This is a genomic window from Streptomyces sp. NPDC058086 (assembly GCF_042885015.1).
GTDB lineage: Bacteria > Actinomycetota > Actinomycetes > Streptomycetales > Streptomycetaceae > Streptomyces.
In genome coordinates, this window is sequence record NZ_JBHVST010000004.1 from 79,148 (window position 1) to 92,295 (window position 13,148).

The 13,148-nt window shown below is 70.6% G+C and carries 12 protein-coding genes; 3 read left to right on the forward strand and 9 right to left on the reverse strand.

Features of this window, described 5'->3' with window-relative positions:
• Window positions 1–110 precede the first annotated feature (110 nt).
• Window positions 111–911 (reverse strand): hypothetical protein, encoded by an 801-nt coding sequence (locus tag ACFVWD_RS04475; RefSeq protein ID WP_389593913.1) that lies wholly within the window; start codon window positions 909–911, stop codon window positions 111–113.
• A gap of 325 nt (window positions 912–1,236) precedes the next feature.
• Here ACFVWD_RS04475 and ACFVWD_RS04480 point away from each other — a divergent pair, with 325 nt between their 5' ends.
• Window positions 1,237–2,418 (forward strand): glycosyltransferase, encoded by a 1,182-nt coding sequence (locus ACFVWD_RS04480; protein WP_389594044.1) that lies wholly within the window; start codon window positions 1,237–1,239, stop codon window positions 2,416–2,418.
• A 61-nt stretch (window positions 2,419–2,479) separates the two neighbouring features.
• Here ACFVWD_RS04480 and ACFVWD_RS04485 read toward each other — a convergent pair whose 3' ends face one another.
• Window positions 2,480–2,677, reverse strand: a complete 198-nt coding sequence (locus tag ACFVWD_RS04485) for an antitoxin (RefSeq protein WP_095851535.1) — start codon at window positions 2,675–2,677, stop codon at window positions 2,480–2,482.
• A 300-nt stretch (window positions 2,678–2,977) separates the two neighbouring features.
• Here ACFVWD_RS04485 and ACFVWD_RS04490 point away from each other — a divergent pair, with 300 nt between their 5' ends.
• The gene (locus tag ACFVWD_RS04490) at window positions 2,978–5,623 is read left to right on the forward strand and encodes a glycosyl hydrolase (protein ID WP_389593914.1); all 2,646 of its coding nucleotides are present in this window, start codon (window positions 2,978–2,980) and stop codon (window positions 5,621–5,623) included.
• 48 nt (window positions 5,624–5,671) lie between these two features.
• Here ACFVWD_RS04490 and ACFVWD_RS04495 read toward each other — a convergent pair whose 3' ends face one another.
• The 7 genes from ACFVWD_RS04495 to ACFVWD_RS04525 all read right to left on the reverse strand — a co-directional run bounded on the left by ACFVWD_RS04495 (window position 5,672) and on the right by ACFVWD_RS04525 (window position 12,090).
• The gene (locus ACFVWD_RS04495) at window positions 5,672–6,043 is read right to left on the reverse strand and encodes an acetyl-CoA synthetase (protein ID WP_389593915.1); all 372 of its coding nucleotides are present in this window, start codon (window positions 6,041–6,043) and stop codon (window positions 5,672–5,674) included.
• 293 nt (window positions 6,044–6,336) lie between these two features.
• Window positions 6,337–7,161, reverse strand: coding sequence for an SDR family oxidoreductase (locus ACFVWD_RS04500; protein ID WP_389593916.1), 825 nt, complete (start codon window positions 7,159–7,161; stop codon window positions 6,337–6,339).
• Window positions 7,162–7,164: 3 nt separating this feature from the next.
• Window positions 7,165–7,656: a VOC family protein gene (locus ACFVWD_RS04505; protein WP_389593917.1), complete on the reverse strand. Its 492-nt coding sequence runs from the start codon at window positions 7,654–7,656 to the stop codon at window positions 7,165–7,167.
• A 152-nt stretch (window positions 7,657–7,808) separates the two neighbouring features.
• Window positions 7,809–8,516 (reverse strand): response regulator transcription factor, encoded by a 708-nt coding sequence (locus tag ACFVWD_RS04510; protein ID WP_389593918.1) that lies wholly within the window; start codon window positions 8,514–8,516, stop codon window positions 7,809–7,811.
• 69 nt (window positions 8,517–8,585) lie between these two features.
• A complete protein-coding gene (locus ACFVWD_RS04515; RefSeq protein ID WP_389593919.1) occupies window positions 8,586–9,569 on the reverse strand; it encodes an SDR family NAD(P)-dependent oxidoreductase in 984 nt (327 codons plus the stop codon).
• Between the two features lie 116 nt (window positions 9,570–9,685).
• The gene (locus tag ACFVWD_RS04520) at window positions 9,686–10,504 is read right to left on the reverse strand and encodes an SDR family NAD(P)-dependent oxidoreductase (protein ID WP_389593920.1); all 819 of its coding nucleotides are present in this window, start codon (window positions 10,502–10,504) and stop codon (window positions 9,686–9,688) included.
• The gene (locus tag ACFVWD_RS04525; protein ID WP_389593921.1) at window positions 10,501–12,090 is read right to left on the reverse strand and encodes a long-chain fatty acid--CoA ligase; all 1,590 of its coding nucleotides are present in this window, start codon (window positions 12,088–12,090) and stop codon (window positions 10,501–10,503) included. Before ACFVWD_RS04525 ends, ACFVWD_RS04520 begins: the two co-directional genes overlap by 4 nt.
• A 243-nt stretch (window positions 12,091–12,333) precedes the next feature.
• On the opposite strand from ACFVWD_RS04525, the gene ACFVWD_RS04530 reads away from it, so the two are divergent.
• Entirely contained in the window at window positions 12,334–13,113 is a 780-nt protein-coding gene (locus ACFVWD_RS04530) for an enoyl-CoA hydratase/isomerase family protein (protein WP_389593922.1), read from the forward strand.
• Window positions 13,114–13,148 lie beyond the last annotated feature (35 nt).

Below are 13,148 nucleotides of genomic sequence, written 5' to 3' on the forward strand. Positions count from 1 at the left end.
GGAATCAGACGCGTGGCCCCGCGTCGCCGGTGCCGCTTCCCCCCTGCGCCAAGCTTGGCACGCACCACTCCGCCGGAACCCGGAAATACCCAGACATTCACCCTTCCGTTTCAGCCGAGCTTCGCGTTCTGCGCCGTGAGCACGACCGCCGGAACCCTCGGGCCGCGGGGCTCGCCGTCGACCCGGGCCGTACCGTCCACCGCCACGTAGACGGCGATGACATCACCGCTGCGCACGACGGTGGTGCGGACCGTGCGAGTGACACCGTCGACCGTGGTCGCCGCCTTGTAGGCGAGGGCTTCGTCGCCTGCCGTACCGGCTTCCTCGACGGCGACCGAGGGGTACGTCCGGGTGGTGCCGTTCACCGCGCGGGCGGTGAAGCCTAGGCGGCAGGAGTCCACTCCCCTGGCGAGGAGGGTGTCCATCGCCGCCGTCGCCATGCCCCGGTCGTACGCGGCGAGCGTGACGTAGGTGACGGCGGTGGACTCCTCGGTCGCGGCGCCGGTGGTCTCCTCGGCCGGGGTGCCGGTGGTCTCCTCGGCCGGGGTGCCGACGGACTTCTCGGGGGAGACGACGCGGGTGAGGAAGGCCTGCGGCCTGCCGAGCGGCAGCTGGTTCATCACCGTGGCCAGTGGGTGGCACGGGCCCCTGTCCACCGTGATCCGGTCCGGGGTCTCGGCGAAGGCGGACTTCTCCTTCGCCACGGAGAAGTCCCGCACGGAGTAGCCCTGGCCGAGGTCGGCCGCGGTGATCATCTGCGTCGCCGGCCTCCGGGCCGGTCCGGGTTCCTTGGCCCGGGAAGCCTTGGGTGTGGGCTCGTCCGCCGCATCCGAGTCACCGCTCGCACAGCCGGCCGGCCCGGCGAGCAGAGCGACGGAGAACTCCGAGGCTGCCAGGACGGTTCGCTTCATGCGGGGCACGGGGCTCCTCGGTTCCTGGAGGGGTCGGCGGATTGTACGTGTCGGCCATCCCCGGGCCAGGAAATTTCTGGCCTGTTTTTTACCAGCCCCTTGGTGTGAGAACGGTCGCCTGGCCCGCGACCTCAGCCTCTTCATCCGGCTGATCAACCGAACAGTACGCCGTAACCAATCGTGTCCGAATTCGAAACGTCGAGTTCACAGGCTCGCAAGTTTCTCCTGTGTCCATAGCGGAGAACCCGCAGATCACAGGGGTTGAAAAGGTTTCCTCCCTTTCTGCGAGACGGGCCAAGAGGTGCGCGTGATGGACGAACTGCGTGTGCTGTCGATCTATGAAGGATTCTTCTCGGGCGGGGCCCGGATCGTGCACAGTGATGTGGTGCTGGGGCTCCACGAGGGTGGCCAGCGGCATGCGGTGCTGAGCGTGAATGGCGAAATGTATCGGGAGGAGACCCGGCAGCGGATGGAGGACGACGCCTGCTACCGGTCACTGACCGCGGCGGGCGTGCCGGTCACCTCGCTGGGCCGCACCCCCGGGGCACCCGGCGGCCCCGAGACCTTCACCGGGCCGGAGCTGGCCGCCACCACGCGGGCGGTGGCCGCCGCGGACGTCATCCTGTCCCTCAAGGAACAGCCGCTCGGCCTGCTCAACCAGGCCGGTCTGCCCCGGCGGCCCGTCGTGGTCTGTCTGCACCGCTCCGACCCCGAGAACCAGGGGGCGGCCCTGGACGAGCTGCGGACGGCGGTCGCCGACGGCCGGATCGCCGCCGGGATCTGTTGCGCCGAGTCGACGCGCGCCGCGTACGCCGCGGCCGGGATCCCGGCCGACCTGCTGCACGTCATCCCGAACGGCGTGGATCTGCTGCGATTCCGCCCCGACCCGTTCAGGCGCGCTCTGCTGCGAACGTCGCTGGGCATCCCGGAGCGGGCGCCCGTGATCGTCTTCGCGGCACGCTACGCCACGATGAAGAACGTTCCGCTGTTCCTCCGGGCGGCCCGGGCCTGGCTGCGCCGACAGCCCGACGGCCACGTCCTGATGTGCGGCGCGGGTATGACGCGGGCCAACGGCTGCCTGCGTGAGGACATCGCCTCCGCGTTCGGCGAGGACGCCCCGCTCGCCGACCGCCTCTCGCTGCTCGGCGTACGGCACGACATGGAGACCGTCTACGCGGCCGCCGACGTGGTGTCGCTGACCTCCTCCAGCGGCGAGGCGGCACCGCTGTGCCTGATCGAGGGCATGATGTGCGGGGCCGTTCCGGTCGCCACCGATGTCGGCGACAGCGCCTCGATCGTGACCGGGCACGGCTTCCTCACCCCGCCCGATCCCGAAGCGATCGCCCTGGCCTGGTCCGAGGCGGTGACACGTGGCGCCGAGTTCGCACCGGCCCTGGCCCTCAGCCGCGAACGGTTCAGCCGCACCCGCATGATCGCCGCGTACTCCGCGCTCATCGAACAGGTGCGCAGCAGGTCGGGCCGGGTGCCTCTCCCGGAACCCTTCTGAGAGAGCCCGCCGGGAAGGGGCGCCCCCGGGGCGCCCTGGAACCTGCGTTCGCCGCGCGGGGTCAGGCCTCCTTCTCGCCCAGTTTCTCGACGTACTCCTGCGCCTTGTCCACACCGGTCTCGATCTTGTCGGTGTATTTGCCGTCCGTTTTGTCGTCGACGATGTCGCCGGCCTTCTCCAGTCCGTCGGAGATCGTGTCGCCGTGGGCCTCGGCGAGTTCCTCGGCCTTGTCCTTGAGGTTCTTGAGGTTGTCGAACACGCGTGACTCCTTCTCCGGCGGCACCGCCTGATCAGGGTCACGATCGCACCCGACCCTCGGCGGACAACAGGCCCACGGCGCGGCGCCCTTGGGCAACGGGAGCGCACGGCGCGGACCGCTCCGGCCCGCCGAGGCCCCACGCGCCCCCGCGCGCGGGTGCACCGGTGCCCGGGTGGCCGCCGCACAACACCTCATTCATGGCAGGTTCTGGACAAGAATTGGGTAAGCCCCGGGACGCTCACCCGTCCCTCGTGGTCCTGTCAGCCCCAAGGCTGTGTCAACGCCGTTCGGGAGGACCACGTGTCAGTACCCACCCGCAAGAGACGATGGCTCACGATCTGTGCCGTCACCGCGTCGGCCGCGCTCGTCGCCCTGCCCGCCGGCGCCGCGCCCGGCCCGGACGGGGGCCGTCCCTTCGGGGCCCGCGCGCTCGCCCAACTCGCCGCAGGCCGCGCGCAGTCGACGGGCGGCATCACCCCGAAGGTGACCGCGCAGGACTCCGACGGCGGCAACGAGTCCGGCGAGATTGCCGAGGGGGCCGACCAGTACGCCGAGGCCCGCACCTCACCGGGTGTCGTCGCGCCGGGCGCCTACGGCGCCGCCTGGAACAGTCTGAACAACTTGCCTTCCAGCAAGGGAAGTTGGCGGAACGTCACCGATCTGCCGTACAACTCGGACGACCCGCGCTACCGCGACTTCGACTCCAACTCCAGCGGCGGTGCGGGCAACGTCACCGGCCGCCTGGCGGCGATGGCCGCCGACGACGACGGGTACGTCTACGCGGGCAGCGCGGGCGGCGGCGTATGGCGCTCCCGGTCCGGCGGCGGACGCTGGGAGCCCATCAGCGACCGGCTGTCCTCGCAGTCCACCGGCGCGCTGGCCCTGGACGGGTCCGGGCGGCTGTGGCTGGGCACCGGTGAGGCGAACACCAACGCGGACGCATACCTCGGCAGCGGGGTGTATGTGCTGACCGACTCACACCACGGCACGTTCTCCGCGCGCAGCCGGGTCGGCGGCGACGAGCTGGAGAGCACCACCATCCACCAGCTGCGCTTCGGCGGCGGAAAGGTGTGGGCGGCGACCAGCGAGGGCGTGTGGAGCCATTCCACCAAGACGCTCGGCGGCGCCTGGAAGCTGGAGTTCGCCCCCAACCCCGGCTACCTCCCCGGTGGATCGCAGGCGAGCGACCCCTCCGCGCCGTACAAGAACCTCGCCAATGACATCGCGATCGACCCGAAGGACCCCTCCAAGGTGGTTCTCGCGGTCGGCTGGCGCAGCGGTGACGACTACAACGGCTTCTACACCAAGGTGCGGGGCGCCTGGACGCGGATCACCAGCGGTCTGGGCGACCTGCCGTCCGACGCGGACAACGTCGGCAACGTCACCTTCGCCCGGTCCGCCGACGGCTCGCGCTACTACGCCATCGACCAGTCGCCGGAGCAGCTGAACAGCAACCCGGACAGCGGTCTCGAGGGCATCTACGTCGCCAAGTCCGGCTCCCCGTTCGGCCCTTGGACGAAGATCGCCGACTACAAACAGCTCGCCGCCGACGGCTCGGCCCTCACCTCCAGCGGTTACATGCCCGGCGTACAGGCCTGGTACAACCAGTTCCTGACCGTCGACCCGGCGAACGCGCAGCATGTGTACGCCGGTCTGGAGGAGGTCTACGAGACCAGGGACGGCGGCGGCACCTGGTCCACCGTCGGCCCGTACTGGAACTTCGGCTTCCCCTGCTGGAGCATCGACCCCGCCAAACAGACCGGCGACTGCAACGCGACGACCCACTCCGACCAGCACGGGGTCGCCATCGGCCGCTACCACGGCAGGAGTTACGTCTACGTCGGCAACGACGGCGGAGCCTACCGGCGGCCGCTCGACGGCGCCCAGGACTCCTCCGGCCACGCCACCGACTGGACGTCCCTGAACGACGGCACGATCGACACGCTCCAGTACTACTCGGTGGGCATCGGCAAGGACCTCGCCCACGGCGGCGTCTCGGTCACCGGTGGCCTGCAGGACAACGGCCAGTCCATCCTGCGCAGCGACGACAAGGTGATGGGCTCCGACTTCGGCGGTGACGGCGGCGACACGCTCACCGACCCGGCCGACGGCTGCGACATCGCCGAGGAGTACGTCTACCTTGCCGTCCAGGTGACCCAGAACTGCGCTGTCAACGACGGTAGTTGGACAACCGACTCCAGCAAGGTCACGTCGTACAACGTCGCCCCGGCCGACAACGCCACCAGCGAGGCCCGCTTCATCGCCCCGCTCGCCGCCGACATGAAGAACAGCTCGACCTGGATCGCGGGCGGCCGGCACGTGTGGGTGCAGACGCACGGCTACGCCATCCGCAGCGGCTCCGAGTGGACCAGCCTGTACGACCTCGGCGCGGGCCGCACCGCGACCGCCGTCGCCGCGTCGGGCGGCAAGGTGTACGCGGCCTGGTGCGGCCCCTGCAACAACCAGGGCTTCGCGCGCGGCATCTCCGTCGGCAACGAGGACGGCACGGGCTGGCACGACGTGGCACTGCCGGTGGACGCGACCGTGCCCAACCGCTACCTCAGCGGCTTCGCCGTCGACCCGAAGAACGCCGACCATGTGTACCTGGAGGTCAACGGCTTCTCCCGGCACTGGACCGAGGGACCGGGCGCGGGCGTGGGCCATGTCTTCGAGTCCAAGGACGGCGGCACCACCTGGACCGACATCTCCGCGAACCTCCCCGACGTGCCGACCGACTCCGCGGTCGTCACGGCGGGCGGGGGCCTCGCCGTCGCCACCGACCTCGGCGTGGTCTACCGTGCCCCGGGCCGTACGGCATGGCAGCGCGTCGGCCGGCTCCCGGCGGTGGCCGTGCTCCAGCTGAAGCTGAGCCCGGACGGCGGCACGCTGTACGCGGCCACCCACGGCCGCGGCATCTACACGATCAAGGTGCGCGACTGCGGCTGACCCGTACGCACGCAGGAGGGGGAGAACTCGCCGCAGCATGCGACGGGTTCACCCCTCCTTCGCGTACGGGACCACACTCACCCGGAGCGTGAACGCGGTGCGCGCCGCGCCCGCCACGTCCGGAGCCTTCGCCGTCACCGTGATCCCGGCCGTCCCGCCCCGTACGCTCGCGCAGCGCAAGGTGGCACGGCCGGTCCCGTCGGCGTCGACGCGCCATCCGGAGACCAGCACCACTGCGGGTGCCGCACTCCGGACGGCCGTCCAGCGCCGGTCGTCCGCACGCGGCCGCAGGGTGACCGAGACCACCGCCCCGGTCCGCACGCACAACCGCCGTTCGACCGCGTCCCCGGGCGAGACGGTGACCTCCACCCGCCCGGCGGAGCAACTGGCCACCGGGGCGGCGGATCCGGGGCCCGACACGGACGGTGCCCCTCGCCCCGGCTCCGCCGAACCGCTCGTAGAAGCACTGGCGGAGGCAGTCGCGGAGGAAGCCGCGGAGGCACTCGTGGGTCCGGACGACGGTCCCCGGCCGACTCCCGATCCACCGCACGCCGCGAGCAGCACCACTCCGGCGACCGCCGCCCAACCGGCCCACCACCGCATCGCGCGCCTCCGCCCGTCTGCCCGTCCGCCCGTATCCCGACGAGCACCAGCATGCCCGCCTCCCGGGAACCGTGCGGCGTGAGCGCCGAACTGGCGTGCTCGCGTCCGCGTCAGTCGCCGCGCACGGCGGCGAACACACCACCGTCCACGAGGATGTCGATGCCGTTCAGGAACCCGGCCTCGTCCGACAGCATGAAGGCGACGACACCGGCGACGTCCTCGGACCGGCCGGTCCGGCCCAGCGGTGTCGCGTCGATGAGCCGCTGCATGGAGGCGTGGGTCGCCGCCTCCTGCCGGCCCTGCGGGGTGTCGATGATGCCCGGCGAGAGGGAGCACGCCCGGGCTCCCACCGGTCCGAGCCGTACGGCCTCCTTCCGCGCGAAGCGGTGCACACCGTGTTTGGCCCACGGGTACGCCATGGCGGTGTTCTCGATGTCCGGCCCGAGGGCGTCGTGGATCTTGTCGAGGAAGTCCGGGTCGAGCGGGTCGTCCAGGATCGCGGCGACGGCCGGATCGGGGTCGATCCGCGCGAGCAGCGGGGACATCGAGGCGAAGTAGACCATCGCCGTTCCGGCGGTGGCCAGCGGGCGGAGCGTCTCGGCGAGCAACGCGGTCCCGACGAGGTCGACCTCGAAGATGCGCCGCCAGTCCGCCATGGTGGGCGAGATGCCGGCGGCGTGCGCGACGGCCCGGAGCGTGCCCAGCTCCGCGACCCGCTCGGCGAGCCGGGCCATGCCCTCGCGGTCGGTGACGTCAAGGGCGAACGGTTCGGCGACGGCCCTGAGGCCCGAGTCGGAGAAGTCCTTCGCGACCGAGGTCACCGCCGCTTCGTCCCGGTCGACGAGCAGCAGCACGTCCACCATGTCGGCGACCCGTCGGGCGCACGCCTCCCCCATCCCGCGTCCGGCGCCGGTCGCGATACCTACGGTGGTCATGGGTCACTCCTCACTGGAAACTGGCATGTGTCCCGTGGCGGGCTCGGCCTGGTGGGCCCAGCTCCGCTCCAGGGACGGCTGGGCGCGCCTCGTGACCAGCTCGACCCGGAACCCCGTCGTACTGCGCAGGAACGCGAAGAACGGCGCGCCGTCGGGACCCTTGCGGATCGCCTCGATCACATAGCCGTGGCTTTCGAGTTCCGCGGTGTCGGCCGCGACGTCGTCGGACCAGTAACCGAAGTGATGGATGCCGGAGCCGGGCGTCGGTTCCCAGAAGGTCCCGGGAACCCGCCGGACGATCTCCAGCCGGGGCGACGACTTCGAGTACACGCAGCTGAAGTCGATGACCGTGGCCCCGGTCGGCAGCTCGACCTCCACGGAGCCGCCCATCGCCTCGCTCCACTCGAATCCGAACAGCGACGACACCTGCCGCAGGGTCGCCTCGAAGTCCTCGGCGACGATCGCCACATGGAACTGGTCTTCGGGCCTCAACATGCGATGGTCACTCCCGTGTCTCCTCAGAGGTGAGTTCCCTCGGTCGTGAAGGCCGAGAAACTAGCTGGTCAGAGGTGCTACGACAGTCATGGAAGCGGACCGGGCCGACGTCTTTCGGACGGTTCCCTGACGGAATCCGGACGTGACCCACGTCATAGAGCGCCGAGCCGGTAGCCGAAGCCCCGGTGGGTGTGGATCAGTGCGGGACTCTCCTGGTCCACCTTCTGGCGGAGCCGGGAGACGAGCTTCTCGATCGCGGGGTTGGCCCGGTGCTCCCCCCAGACGTACCGGCTGATCTGCTCCTTCGACAGGACGTGTTCCGCGTTGGCCATCAGATGGCTCAGGAGCCGGTACTCGGCGGGCGTGAGACCGAGCGGCCTGGCTCCGCGCCGCGCCTGGCAGGTGGCGTCGTCGAGGACCAGGTCGCCGTGGCGCGGCATCCCCTCGTGCCGCCCGGGGTTCCGGGCGCGCAGCAGTGCTTGGGCCCTGGCCAGCACCTCGGTGATCCGGACCGGCTTGGTGACGTAGTCCTCGGCTCCGATGCCGAGTTCGGGGGCGAGTGTGGGGAGCCAGTCGCAGGTCGTCAGGAAGAGCAACGGGGGTCGGTCCGTCGGCGCCCTGCGGCGCCCCCGGGCGTAGCGGGCCATGTCGGGCAGGGTCGCGTCCCAGACCACCAGGTCGTAGCGGTGTTCGGAGATGCGCACCAGGCCCTCGGCGCCGGTGCCCGCCGTCTCCACCCGGTAGCTCGCCAGCTTCAGTGCGGTGGCGAGGTTCTCGGTGTCGTCCGGATCGCCTGCGACGACAAGGACGTGCTGCCCGTCACGCGGCGGCGACGGTGTCTCGCTGAGAGTTCCATACATGACAAGACCATTCGTATAGGGCCCGCACTCACGACCACCCTAACAGAATGTTTGCCTAACTCAAGCAATCTATCCGCCGAACTGGTGCTTGAGGAACGAGCCGGACCACGACATCAGGTCGGACGGCACGTAGTAGCCGGCCTCGTCGTTGATGGCGTCCCAGTTCTCGGCGATGTCCTCGATGGTGGCCGGACCGCCCTGGCCACCGCCCTGCCCACCGCCGCGACCGCCTTTACCCCCCTGACCTCCCTGGTGCAGATAGCCCTCGGTCGAGGCGATGAAGAGCCGTGCGAAGCGGTCGGCACCGGCCGTGTAGATCTCCCCGCTCACCGGGCAGCTCTCATGGGCGAGGAACGCCACGATGGGCGACACGGCCTCCGACGGCATGGACGGCATGGACGACCCGTCGGCGGCGGCCCGGCCCTCGGCGACCGGCGCGTCACCTCCGGCCATCCGCGTCTGCGCCGCCGGCGCGATCAGATTGACCTTGATCCCGTGCGGCTCGCCGGCCAGCTTCGCGCTGCGGGCCAGTCCGACCACACCGGCCTTCGCCGCCGCGTACGACAGGTTGTTGTCGAGGCCGAACAGGCCGCTCGAGGTCGTCAGTACGACTCGGCCGTAGCGCTGCTCGACGAAGTGCGGCCAGGCGGCCCGCATCGTGTTGAACGAGCCGATGAGGTGAACGGCGAGATGGCGTTCGAGGTTCTCCAGGTCGACCTCCGGCAGGCCGCCCCACCTGATGATCCCGGCGTTGTTGACCAGGATGTCGATACGGCCGTAGCGGTCGACAGCGGCGTCGACGATCGCCTGGCCGCCCGCCCGCGTGGACACGTCACTGATGTCGGCCACCGCGTCACCGCCGGCCGCGACGATCTCCTCGACGACCGACTGCGCGGGACCCTTGTCGACACCCTCCCCCTCCATCGACCCCCCGAGGTCGTTGACGACGACCTTCGCGCCGCGCTCCGCCAACAGGCGGGCATGGGCCCGACCGATGCCGCGCCCCGCGCCGGTGACGACCGCGACGCGTCCTTCGAAGCTGAACTCGCTCATGGGTGACTCCTGTCGTACTGCGTTGTCGCTGCGGGTCTCGACTGCCCGCATACTTTAAACCGACCGGTCGTTACATACAATGGATCCGTCGGAACCGCCCCCGTCCGCGAAGCCGCTCACCAGGCGGTCCAGCCGCCGTCCACCGTGAGCGTGGTCCCCGTGACGAAACGGGAGGCGTCCGAGGCGAGGAACACCGCCGCGCCGCCGAGCTCCTCGGCGCTGCCCACCCGGCCCATGGGAGTGCCGCGCACGATCCGTTCACCCCAGCGGCTGTCCAGGAGCCCGGAGCTGAGGTCGGTGTGGAAGTAGCCCGGCGCGAGGGCGTTGACGCGCACCCCGCGGTCGGCCCATTCGACGGCCAGCGACTTGGTGAGCGCCTCGACCCCGCCCTTGCTCGCGGCGTAGGCGGCGATCCGCTCGAACCCGGTGCTCGCGTGCACCGAGGAGACGTTGACGATCGAGCCGGAGCGCTGCTCCAGCATCACCTTGCCCGCCTCGCGGCAGCAGTAGAAGGTGCCTTGGAGGTTGACGTCCAGTACCTGGCGCCAGTCCTCGTCGGTGGTCCGCTCGCTGCGGGTGAAGTGGGGGCTGATTCCGGCGCAGTTGATCACCGCGTCCAGTCGGCCCGACCAGGCATGGATCCGTTCCACCATGGTGCGGACGGCGGCGGAGTCGCCGACGGATCCGGGCAGCACCAGCACCTTGCCGCCGTGTTGGGCGCGTTCGGCCTCCAGCCGCTCCAGGTCGGACGCCGTCCGTGCCGTCACCGCCACGGTCGCACCGGCCTGGGACAGGGCGACGGCCATCGCGCGGCCGAGCCCCTTTCCGGCCCCCGTCACCCACGCGGTCCGCCCGTCCAGACGCAGTTCACTGCTCACATCGGTGTTCCCGCCGGTGTTCCTGTCGGTGTTCCCGCCGGTGTCCCCGCCGGTCATCGCTCGCCTCCCGTCGAGATGTCGCGCAGGGTCCGCTTGAGGACCTTGCCCGAGGGCGTACGGGGCAGCTCGTCGACGATGTCGAAGCGGGCCGGCACCTTGAACTTGGCCAGGCGCGCCCGGCAGAACTCCCGCAGTTCCTCGGTCCCGGCGCTCGCTCCCGGCCGGAACACCACGAACGCCCTCGGGACCTCGCCCCAGCGGGGGTGCGACAGACCGACGACGGCGGCCTCCAGCACGGCGGGGTGCTCGTACAGGACCCGTTCGACCTCCGGGGTGGCGATGTTCTCGCCACCGGAGACGATCATGTCCTTCTTCCGGTCGTCGATGAACAGGAAGCCGTCCTCGTCGACGTGCCCGATGTCGCCCGTGTGGAACCAGCCGTCACGCAGGGCCGCGGCCGTGGCCTTCTCGTCGCGCCAGTACCCCGCGAAGACCTTCGGTCCGCGCAGCGTGATCTCACCGAGTTCGCCCGCCGGAGCCTCCTTGCCGGTGTCGTCGACGATCCTGACGCGGGTGTGCGGCACGGGCCGCCCGACCGAGCCCAGTTTGGACAGCGCGTGCTCGCGGTCGAGGAACGTGTCGCCCGAGACCGTCTCGGTCAGTCCGTAGGCATCGGCGAACCAGGCGTTCGGGAACGCGGTCGTGATCCGTCGCAGCACGGGCTCCGGGGTCTTCTCCCCGCCGCCCAGGACGAAGCGGACCGAGGTCGTGTCGTACGACTCGCGGTCCGGTACCTCCAGGACCGCGTTGACCATGGCGGGCGCCAGCCACACGTTGGTGACGCGGTGCTCCTGGACAGCGCGGAGCGCGCCCGGCGCGTCGAACCTGCGCTGGAGGACGACGCCGCCGCCCGCGTACAGGGTCGCGAGCGCGGGCATGTCCAGGCCGCCGACGTGGTAGAGCGGGCCGCAGACCAGCGTGGTGTCCACCGCGGTCAGACCGAAGTGGACGATGTGGGCCAGGTTCTTGGCCTGCAGGTTTCCGTACGTGACGCACACGCCCTTGGGGCGCGATGTGGTGCCGGAGGTGTACATCAGCCGCTGGAGGTCATCGAGGCCGACGTCCACTGGCTCCACGCGGGCACCCGGGTGCCGGGCGAGCAGATCTTCGTAGCCGGTCCAGGCGCCCGTGGGACCGTCGCCGACCAGGATCCGGTGCTCCAGGTCCGTCAGACAGCCGGCGCTCCGCTCCACCGCGGGGGCGAACTCCGGCTCGGTGACGATCGCCCTGGCCTGGGCGTGGCCCAGGATGAACTGCCACTCCTCCTCCGACAATCGGTAGTTCAGGGGCAGGAAGACCGCGCCCAGGCGGTTGGTCGCGTAGACCAGTTCCAGGAACTCCGGCCGGTTGTAGAGCAGCAGGCCGACGACGTCGCCGCGTCCGATGCCCAGTTCGGCCAGACCGGCGGCCAGCCGGTTGACCCGCTCATGGAATTGACGCACCGTCAGATGCCGCTCGTCCTGCGCGACGACAACGGCGTCGGGCCGCTGGGCCAGGTGGTAATCGAGGATGCTCGCGAAATTGTGCACGGGACTCTCTCGCTGGGTCGTGTTCGACGTCGAACGCTGCCTGCCGCGGCTCACGCGGTCACTGTGCGGTGTGCGATATGCGATGCGGGTTGTGCGATGTGGGGTGCGCGGAATTCTCGTCCTGCCAGGAAAGAAAGCGAGCGCAGGCCGGAATCCGACCGGTCGGTTGCCCACCCTCAAGATTTAGTGTACCCATTGGTCTATAAAACTTGTGTGCCGCACTTTACGACGGCGCGTGCGCCTCGACAACCATCCGCGCGCTCGCGATGTCGCTTCCGCCAGACGAGGAGTGCCTCTGTGCCACGCATCCGAATCGACATCGACGGCCCCGTCGTCACGGTCCGTCTCGACAACCCGCCGCTGAACGCCTTTGATTCGACCCTGCGGGCGGAGCTCTCCGCCTGCGCGCGCGAGCTGGCCGACGCCCGGGACGTACGGGCCGTGGTGCTCCACGGGGGCGAGCGGCTCTTCGCCGCCGGGGCGGACATCAAGGCCCTGGCCGCGATGGGACCCGAGGAGGTTCGGGGCTGGAACCGCGCGTTGCAGCGGACCTTCGACGAGGTGGCCCGGCTGCCGATGCCGGTCGTCGCGGCTCTCACCGGGTACGCGCTCGGCGGCGGGATGGAGCTGGCCCTCGCGGCCGACTACCGGGTGGCCGCCGACGACGCCGTCCTCGGCCAGCCGGAGGTGCAGCTCGGCATCATGCCGGGGTCGGGCGGCACCCAGCGGCTGACCCGGCTGATCGGGCCGTCGCGGGCGAAGAACCTGCTGATGACCGGGCGCCGGGTGGCCGCCGACGAAGCGCTGCGCCTGGGACTCGTGGACGAGGTCGTCCCGGCCGGGTCGGCGCTCGACGCGGCCCTGAGCTACGCCCGTCGGCTCGCCGAGGGGCCGGCCGCGGCCCTGGAGGCGATCAAGGAGTCGGTGGACCACGGCGCCGACATCGGCATCTCCGCCGGACTCGCCCTGGAACGGTCCCTGTTCACGGGCGTCTTCGGCACGACGGACGCCGCGACGGGAATCCGCTCCTTCCTGGACCACGGTCCCGGGCAAGCACGGTTCGGAAGCGCCCCGTAGGGGCGCGGGGCTGTGACATATGCGGCTCCGCCGCG

Coding starts and splice junctions, on each gene's coding strand:
- ACFVWD_RS04510 (WP_389593918.1), bottom strand. CDS start 8,516: ATGTATGGAACTCTCAGCGAGACACCGTCGCCGCCGCGTGACGGGCAG.
- ACFVWD_RS04515 (WP_389593919.1), bottom strand. CDS start 9,569: ATGAGCGAGTTCAGCTTCGAAGGACGCGTCGCGGTCGTCACCGGCGCG.
- ACFVWD_RS04520 (WP_389593920.1), bottom strand. CDS start 10,504: ATGACCGGCGGGGACACCGGCGGGAACACCGACAGGAACACCGGCGGG.
- ACFVWD_RS04500 (WP_389593916.1), bottom strand. CDS start 7,161: ATGACCACCGTAGGTATCGCGACCGGCGCCGGACGCGGGATGGGGGAG.
- ACFVWD_RS04505 (WP_389593917.1), bottom strand. CDS start 7,656: ATGTTGAGGCCCGAAGACCAGTTCCATGTGGCGATCGTCGCCGAGGAC.
- ACFVWD_RS04475 (WP_389593913.1), bottom strand. CDS start 911: ATGAAGCGAACCGTCCTGGCAGCCTCGGAGTTCTCCGTCGCTCTGCTC.